The organism is Sphingomonas bacterium (assembly GCF_903644055.1).
Taxonomy (GTDB): Bacteria; Pseudomonadota; Alphaproteobacteria; order Sphingomonadales; family Sphingomonadaceae; genus Sphingomonas_I.
Window position 1 is genome coordinate 1 of the sequence record NZ_CAHJXD010000012.1, and the last position, 5080, is coordinate 5080.

The window sequence follows — 5080 nt, forward strand, 5'->3', positions numbered from 1 at the left end:
GTGCCCGCGGCGCGCCCGCCCGCGCCCCGGCCGCCGATGGTGGCGATGCTGAGCGGCACCGATGGCAAGGGCGTCGTCGCGGTGAGCTTCGATCCCGACCAGCGTCGGCTGACCTTCTCGGCGGTGGCGTTCGATCCCGGCAAGCATTCCGCCGAGCTGTGGGTGATCCCCGCCGACAAGACGCCGCGATCGCTGGGCGTGATCGATCCCGCCGCACCGCACTCGCGGCTGTTCGGCAGCGGTGCCGTAAGCGAAATCGCGCCGGGCGCGACGCTGGCGGTGACGATAGAGCCGCTGGGCGGATCGCCGACCGGAAAGCCGACCGGCCCCGTGGTGATGAGCGGCGTCGTCCAGAAAACTTAACGCGTGTTGCATCCGGGGCCGCTCGGGCTCCGTAGCTCCGCCGCGATCTCGTGAAGGTCGCGCGAGACAAGGATGCCGATATGATCAAGCTGAACCTGCGCACTGCCTTCGTGGCGCTCGCCATCGTCGGCGGCGTGCCCGCCGTGTCGGCCCCCGCCTTCGCCGCCAATCCGATGGTCGGCGGCGCCGCCATGTATCCGACCAAGAACATCGTCGAGAATGCGGTCAATTCGAAGGATCACACGACGCTGGTCGCCGCCGTCAAGGCCGCCGGCCTCGTCGAGACGCTTTCGGGCCCCGGCCCGTTCACGGTGTTCGCGCCGACCAACGCGGCGTTCGCCAAGCTTCCCGCCGGCACCGTCGATACGTTGGTAAAGCCGGAGAACAAGGCGCTGCTGACCAGCATCCTGACCTATCATGTCGTTTCCGGCACGATGACGTCGAAGACGATCGCCGCCGCGATCAAGGCCGGCCAAGGCACGGCGACGTTGACTACCGTCAACGGAGAGCCGCTCACCGCGGCGATGAAGATGGGCAAGCTGGTGCTCACCGATGCCAAGGGCGGCACGTCGACGGTCACGATCAAGGACGTGATCCAGTCGAACGGCGTGATCCACGTCGTCGATACCGTGTTGATGCCGTAACGATCTGGGCGCGGGCCGATAAGGTCGGTCCGCGCCCGGTATCGAAGGACATGCCCTGGAGCCCGTGCTTCGATACGAGCCCTCGATACGCTCCTACGGAGCTACTCGGTCTCTACTCAGCATGAGCGGGTGGAGCTGAAGTCATCCGACTCTAATGCCCCGGCATCGGCTTGCCCTTGACCATCTTGGAGCCGTTGCGCACGGCCGCGAAGGTGGCGGGGGGGATGGCGGGAGCCTTGTTGCCCCAGCTCGAGCGCACGAAGCTGGCGACGGCGGAGAGCTGATCGTCCTTCAGGCCGTCCTTGAAGCTGGGCATGCCGCCACGGCCGTTGAGCAAGGTCGCCGCGACGAGCTTGGGATCGCCGACGACGAACTTGTTCCTGGCAAGCGTGGGGAAGGCCCCCGGGATGCCCTGGCCTTGCGCCTGATGGCAGGCCGCGCAATTGGCCGCGAAGACCGCGGCGCCGTTGGGCGCGGCGGCGATGGCGGCGCCGGCCGGGAGGGTGATCAACAGGGTGGCAAGCAAGACGTTACGCATGGTTCCTCCGTTCAAGCGGCCGATGCGCGCTTGTGAAGCGCGGCGATCTGCATCCAGGCACTCTCGATCCCGCCCGCCTGCCAGCCGCCGATGTAGCTGAGATGTTCGCCGGCGAGATAGATGCGATCGTCCGGCTCGAGCAGCACCGGATAGTCGCGGGAACGGGTCTCGTCGCTCCACATCGCCCAGCCGCCGAGATTATATTGGACGCGATGCCAGGCGACCGAGAAGGCGTTCTCGAAGCTGTCGGCATAGGCCGGGAAGACCTTCTGGCCGAAATCGACGGCGAACTTCGCGCGACCGGCGGGCGAGAGCGCGCTGACCTTAGCGGCATCGGCGAAGAATTGATAATAGCCGAGCAGCACGCCCTTCTGCCCCAGCCAGTTGGTCGACGGCAGCGAGATGCTGCCGATCTCGCTCTGATCGGTGTAGACGTGGCCGCCGTAGATCCAGTGATCCTCCTCCCAGAAGCGGCGCTTCATCTGGAGGCCGATCTTGCCGACCGGCGTATAGGCCGCGCCGTTCATCGCGGTCTTCTTCGCGGCGGACAGGCCGTTGTCGATCGTCTTGAGCACGGAGAGCGGGATCGTGCAGATGCACCAATCGCCCTTGACGGTGCTGCGCTGGCCGGAGCCGTCGACGACCGAGACCTCGACCCCCTTGCCGTTCTGGCGGATCTTCTCGACGACGGTGGAGTAACGGATCTTGTCGCCGACGCCGTGCTTCACGAAGCCCATCGGCAGCATGTACATCCCGCCCTTGGGCTGGAACATCGTGCGCTGCTGATCCCATTCGGAGACCGAGGACAGCGCCTTCCATCCCTCCGAATGGAGCACGTCGGCGAAGGCATAGGGCCTGGAGGGCGTGCCGGGAACGAGGCCGGCGCCGGGCCTGACCACCCAGCCCCGGCCGTCGGTGCCGTGATAGTTGTAATCCTTGGCGTCCAGATAGCCTTCGGACTTGAGATATTCGAGGAACAGCGCCTTGTCGTCGGCGCCGAACTGCTTGTCGAGGCTGCCCGACTGGACGACCTTGGCGAGGATTTCGGCGGCGTTGCCGCGCATGTCGGCGGCGAGCTCCATCTTGCGGATCGGCTTGTTCGCGAGCGGCCCCGAGCCTTTGGTGAAATACATGTAGCCGGCGTCGTTATCGTTGTTGAACAGCTCGACCTCGACGCCGAATTCCTTGACGTAGTGCAGCGTCGAGCGGTGGTGGAAGGGGATCCGCCACGGCCCGTGGTTGATGTAGAAGCCGTCATCGAACTGGCAGGTCTGCGTCTCGCCGCCGAGCTCGGTGAGTTGGAAGCCCTTGCGCGCGGTCTGCGAGCGGCCGCCGGCGAAGGCGCGCGCCTCGATGATCGTGACATCGTAGCCCGCGCGCCCGAGCTCATAGGCCGAGGTCAGCCCGGCGACGCCCGCGCCGAGGATGATGACCTTCTTGCCCTTGCCGCCGCCATCGAGGGGCGGGGGCGCGATCTGCGCCGAGGCGATGCCCATCCCGAACGCTTCCATGCCCGCGAACAGCAAGGTCGTGCCGCCGATCCGGCCGAGGCCTTCGAGGAAGGACCGTCGTGTCATATTCATGGCTGATTCCCCTCGCGTCCCGCGCCGCAGCAAGAGGCCGGGAGGCCCGGGGAAGTCAAGCGGCCTTGTCTTCGATCAGCGCGGCGTTGGACTGTCCGATAGCGTGAGCTGGAGGAACACGACATCTAGCCAGCGATCGAACTTGTAGCCGACGTTGCGGATGATCCCGGCATCGACGAACCCGAAACGGCGGTGAAGAGCGATCGAGCCGTGATTTTCGGAATCGCCGATCACCGCCAGCAGCTCGCGATATCCGAAGGCGCGCGATGCCTCGATCAGCGCATCGAGCAAGGCGGTGCCGACGCCGCGGCCGATCGCATCGTGGCGGATGTAGACCGAATCCTCGGCGGTGAAGCGATAGGCCGAACGATCGCGGAACTGCGCGGCATAAGCGAAACCGAGCGCGCCGCCGTCATCCTCGGCGATCAGCCACGGTGCGCCGGCGGCGACCACCTTTGCCAGGCGGGCGGCCATGTCTTCGGGCGGAGGCGGCACCTCCTCGAACGTCCCGGTGCCGTGGAGGACGTGGTGCGCGTAGATCGCGGTGATCGCGGTCACGTCGGCGGGGGTGGCGGGGCGGATCTGCATGCGCCCTGTATCTCTTACGGGCTCAGTGTTCGTCCAGACAGATCGGAGTCTGTTTGAAAACGCGCCTTTGGCAGGCTCTCAGCCAGGGAACGGCGATGATCGCCGATCCGCCCGCGGACGAATTGATGCCTGCGGAGATGCACCATCAAAGGACAGGATCAAACACATAGAGGCTCTTTGTCACGTTGAACTCTCGTCACCCCAGCTCAACGCAGGGGTGACGTTTCAGCTTGAACAGGACAGCTCTAACGGATGGCAGGCAGCGGTACTTTCAGCGTCAGACGCATAGTCTTGCTGTATGTTACCGATCGCTCGTTGGGCGCTGCCTTGCGCTGCGCGGCGGTGAGCGTCTTCGTGTCCGCGCCTGCGCCGAGTGTCGTGCCTCCGCCGAGCGCGACCTGCGCACGCACCGCTGGCGAGGCAAAGGCGGCGTCGTCGGGCTCGCGCAGGCGATCGCTCTCCCCGTCGCGACCACAAACGACGATCTCCTCCTGCCCGTTTGACGGTTCGCAGGGACGGCGGGACTCCGCGCCCTTGAGATAATGGTGCGGAGCGGGAACGGCTGGCGCCATATCGCTCAAGCCTGCGGCTGCCACCATGACGAGCAAGGCCATCGGGCTCCCTCGTTCCCTACGAGCGAGGCTATGCATGCCCCAGCATCCACGCCCGAAGCAAGGTGTTCGCGATAGCGTAGGTCGGGGGCGCGGCGAAGCGGGCGTCCGGCGCGCCGTCCAGCGCGGCGGCGACCTCGTCGCGCGTCACCCATAGAGCATCTTCCAGCTCGGTCGTGTCGAGCGTGATCGCGTCGTCCTCGACCTTGGCGATGCAGGCGATCATCAGTTGCGACGGGAACGGCCAGGGCTGGCTGGCGACGTAGCGGATCGCGTGCGCGACGACGCCGGCTTCCTCCAGCAACTCGCGCGCGACCGCCGCCTCGATCGATTCGCCGACCTCGAGGAAGCCCGCGAGCGCGGAATAGCGGCCCGGATCGAACATCGGCTGCCGGCCGACGAGGACGCGCGCCTCGGCACCCTCGCCATGTTCGGCGAGCATGATCACCACCGGATCGGTGCGCGGATAATGTTCGGTGCTACAGGCGGGGCAGAGCCGCGCCCAGCCGGCACGAAACGGCGCGGAGGGCGTGCCGCAGAAAGCGCAGAAGCGGTGGCGGGCGTGCCAGTCGAGCAGGCTGCGCGCGGTGGCATAGGTGCCTGCCTCGCCCGCCGGGAGCGCCGCGAGCACGGCGAACAGCTCGCCCCGGCGGCGCGCGGCGGGGGCTTGCGGATCGAGCCGGGCATAGCGGGCGATGCCGTCGATCGTGCCGAGCAGTACGCGCTGCTCGGCCGGCAGCGCGGGCAGTGGCA

General features: G+C 66.8%; 7 protein-coding genes. 2 read left to right on the forward strand and 5 right to left on the reverse strand.

What is annotated here, in order from left to right; all coding sequences use genetic code 11:
* Both HUU94_RS00435 and HUU94_RS00440 read left to right on the forward strand, forming a co-directional pair.
* Positions 1-363 (forward strand): anti-sigma factor (locus HUU94_RS00435; RefSeq protein WP_174273167.1); only part of this gene is annotated, 363 nt, incomplete at its 5' end.
* 80 nt (positions 364-443) lie between these two features.
* Complete coding sequence (locus HUU94_RS00440; RefSeq protein ID WP_217429526.1) at positions 444-1007, forward strand: fasciclin domain-containing protein; 564 nt, start codon at positions 444-446, stop codon at positions 1005-1007.
* 151 nt (positions 1008-1158) lie between these two features.
* On the opposite strand, the gene HUU94_RS00445 is transcribed toward HUU94_RS00440, so the two are convergent.
* The 5 genes from HUU94_RS00445 to nudC all read right to left on the reverse strand — a co-directional run.
* Complete coding sequence (locus HUU94_RS00445; protein ID WP_174273168.1) at positions 1159-1545, reverse strand: c-type cytochrome; 387 nt, start codon at positions 1543-1545, stop codon at positions 1159-1161.
* 11 nt (positions 1546-1556) lie between these two features.
* Positions 1557-3128 carry a flavin monoamine oxidase family protein gene (locus HUU94_RS00450; protein ID WP_217429527.1) on the reverse strand — a complete coding sequence of 524 codons (1572 nt, stop codon included), beginning with the start codon at positions 3126-3128 and terminating at the stop codon, positions 1557-1559.
* A 75-nt stretch (positions 3129-3203) separates the two neighbouring features.
* Positions 3204-3716: a GNAT family N-acetyltransferase gene (locus tag HUU94_RS00455; protein WP_174273169.1), complete on the reverse strand. Its 513-nt coding sequence runs from the start codon at positions 3714-3716 to the stop codon at positions 3204-3206.
* Between the two features lie 245 nt (positions 3717-3961).
* Positions 3962-4330, reverse strand: a complete 369-nt coding sequence (locus tag HUU94_RS00460; protein WP_174273170.1) for a hypothetical protein — start codon at positions 4328-4330, stop codon at positions 3962-3964.
* Positions 4331-4358: 28 nt separating this feature from the next.
* The coding region (nudC, locus tag HUU94_RS00465; protein WP_174273171.1) for an NAD(+) diphosphatase at positions 4359-5080 on the reverse strand (722 nt) is incomplete at its 5' end.